The sequence below is a fragment of the Tateyamaria pelophila genome (assembly GCF_019966495.1).
GTDB lineage: Bacteria > Pseudomonadota > Alphaproteobacteria > Rhodobacterales > Rhodobacteraceae > Tateyamaria > Tateyamaria pelophila.
Genome location: NZ_JAIMIA010000263.1, coordinates 1 through 2,505 on the forward strand (window position 1 = coordinate 1; position 2,505 = coordinate 2,505).

The following is a 2,505-nucleotide window of genomic DNA, read 5'->3' on the forward strand; positions in this document are numbered from 1 at the left end:
CGGGTGGAGGGGATAGCGGGCACATGCCGCCTGACGCGCCCGGGACGATTGTTCTGGAGATCGGTGGTGTTCGGATGCTGGTTCCGACCGGTTTCGATCCCGAGCACCTTGGCCGCGTCATTGCTGCGCTCAGGGCGGCGTCATGATCCTGCCAGGCGGCAAGTATCACGTTTTCCTGGTGACGCGGCCGGTCGACTTTCGCAAGGGGCATGCGGGTCTGTCGCTCGTGATCCAGACGGTTCTGGGGCGTGATCCCTACAGCGGGGCGGTGTTTGTCTTCCGTTCGAAACGGGGTGACAGGATCAAAATCCTACTTTGGGATCAGACTGGTTTGGTATTGGTCTACAAGCACCTTGAGGGCGGCCAATTCCAGTGGCCCCGGCCAGCGGACGGAGTGATCAAGCTTACCCCTGCGCAGTTCTCGGCGCTCTTTGAAGGGTTGGACTGGAAGGCGGTTCGGGCTGAGCGTCGGCGGCAGCCAAGATTGGCTGGATAGCCTGCGGCAGGGTGACTCATGGCAGCGATTTTTGCGGCAGGATTACACGTGCCGATGTATAGTTGGTCATGCCTGCCACCGCCCCGATCGACCGCAAATACGTTGCCGAGTTGGAACGGCGTCTTGCCGCCGCTGAGGCGGAATTTGCTCGTGTCACAGTGCAAAACGCTTTGTTGGAAAGCTCGAATGCCGACCTTGCGGCGGCGAATGCGCGTCTGGAACGTATGCTGTCTCAGGCCAGGCACGCGCGGTTCGGGCCGAGTTCTGAGAAGGGCGACCCGGATCAACGCAACCTCTTCGTAGAAGACGTCGAGGTCGCCGAGGGGCAGTTGGCGGCGGCGGGCGATGCTGCGGACAAGGCACTTGGTAAGGCATCACGAAAGCGCTCTTCAGCCAAGCGGAACAAAGGCAATTTGCCGGACCATCTCGAACGTGTTGAAGAGGTGATCGAACCCGACAGTACGCTCTGCCCTTGTGGGTGTGGCGAGATGGTGAAGGTCGGGGAAGACCGCACCCAACGCCTCGACGTCGTGCCCGCCCAGTTCCGCGTCCTTGTCACCGTGCGCCCCAAGTACATGTGCCGCACATGCGATGGGAGATCCCACGCGCAGGCACCGGCACCGGAGTTTCTGGTCCCGCGCGGTCTGGGCACGAACCGGTTCGCTGTCCATTCCGTGGTCGCGAAGTTTTGCGATCATCTTCCGTTTTATCGCCAAGCCGAAATCTGGCGACGCGACGGCATCGAAATCGACCGCACCATGCTTGCAAACTGGGCAGGCCGTATCGCCTTCCAGCTGGCCCCTATCATCGACGCCATGATTGACGAACTGAAAGCCAGTGACCGTCTCTTCGCGGACGAAACCACGGTACCTGTCCTGGCTCCACGCACCGGCAAAACCCGCAAGGACTATCTTTGGGCTGTGGTTCGCGACCAGCGCGGGTGGGGCGGCAGCGACCCACCCATCGTGGTATTCCAGCACTCGAGAAGTCGCAGCACAGAGACTGCAAAAAAGATATTCACCGGCTTCAAGGGCGGCTCTCTAACCGTGGATGGCTATGCCGGATACGATGCCCTGGGTGATCCGAAGAAGACAAACCAGCCGTGGGGCATCACCTACTGTTGGACCCATTGGCGACGCCGGTTTGTGGAATACAGCCGCACGACCTCTTCTCCAATTTGCACCGAGATGAAGGAACGTATCAGGCAGCTCTACCGGATCGAGGCCGAGATCCGCGGCAAAGACCCCGACGTCCGGCGCGCCATCAGGCAAAAGCTCTCCAAGCCCATCGTAGAAGCCTTACGTCCGTGGCTGGAGGCGCAACTTGACATGCTATCGTCAAGCTCAGACCTCACGCGTCACATCAGATACGGTCTCAAACGATGGGACGGGCTGACCCGGTTTCTGGACGATGGACGCGTTGAGATGGATACCAACCCTGTCGAGAATGCGATCAGACCGATTCCTCTCACGAGGAAAAATGCACTCTTCGCAGGCAATGACGACGGCGCGGTCACTTGGGCCCGCATGGCATCGCTGGTCGGCACCTGCAAACTGAACGGCATCAACCCGCAGGCCTATCTCGAACACGTTCTGGAAAAGATACTGAACGGACATATGCAGGAAGATATCCAAGACCTCCTGCCATGGAACTTCAAACCAGACGAGGCGCGGCACTCATGAGCAAAATCAAGGACGTCGAGCGCAGCATCGAGGTGATCGCGGGACAGATCGCGGCGCAGCAGATGCTCATGGAAACCATCATCGTCGAAGCATTGCGAATGAAAGCCATCGATAAAGCACAAATCATGGCGCTCCTGACCCAAGGCATGGACGCCTTTGAGAGCAACGAAAACATGACCAAGCACGAAACTTTCGGCGCAATCGGCACCCTCACAAGCGTCTTGGACACAATCAAACGCGCGAAAGACGCAAAGCTGATAGACTGACCGCTCCCACCATGCAAACACAGTCAAGCCGCTAACCGATGGGTGATCAGCCCGCGCTTAC

Annotated in this window: 3 protein-coding genes; all 3 read left to right on the plus strand. The window is 59.1% G+C overall.

What is annotated here, in order from left to right; all coding sequences use genetic code 11:
- The first annotated feature begins 142 nt into the window (after positions 1 to 142).
- The 3 genes from tnpB (at position 143) to LC354_RS27415 (ending at position 2,444) form a co-directional block, all read left to right on the plus strand.
- Positions 143 to 496, plus strand: a complete 354-nt coding sequence (gene tnpB / locus LC354_RS27405; protein ID WP_223429096.1) for an IS66 family insertion sequence element accessory protein TnpB — start codon at positions 143 to 145, stop codon at positions 494 to 496.
- A gap of 68 nt (positions 497 to 564) precedes the next feature.
- The gene (tnpC, locus tag LC354_RS27410) at positions 565 to 2,178 is read left to right on the plus strand and encodes an IS66 family transposase (protein ID WP_223429097.1); all 1,614 of its coding nucleotides are present in this window, start codon (positions 565 to 567) and stop codon (positions 2,176 to 2,178) included.
- On the plus strand, positions 2,175 to 2,444 hold the full coding sequence (locus tag LC354_RS27415) for a hypothetical protein (RefSeq protein ID WP_223429098.1): 270 nt from the start codon (positions 2,175 to 2,177) through the stop codon (positions 2,442 to 2,444). The genes tnpC and LC354_RS27415 overlap by 4 nt, the downstream gene beginning before the upstream one ends.
- The last annotated feature ends 61 nt before the right edge of the window (positions 2,445 to 2,505 follow it).

Coding starts and splice junctions, on each gene's coding strand:
- tnpB (WP_223429096.1), top strand. CDS start 143: ATGATCCTGCCAGGCGGCAAGTATCACGTTTTCCTGGTGACGCGGCCG.
- LC354_RS27415 (WP_223429098.1), top strand. CDS start 2,175: ATGAGCAAAATCAAGGACGTCGAGCGCAGCATCGAGGTGATCGCGGGA.
- tnpC (WP_223429097.1), top strand. CDS start 565: ATGCCTGCCACCGCCCCGATCGACCGCAAATACGTTGCCGAGTTGGAA.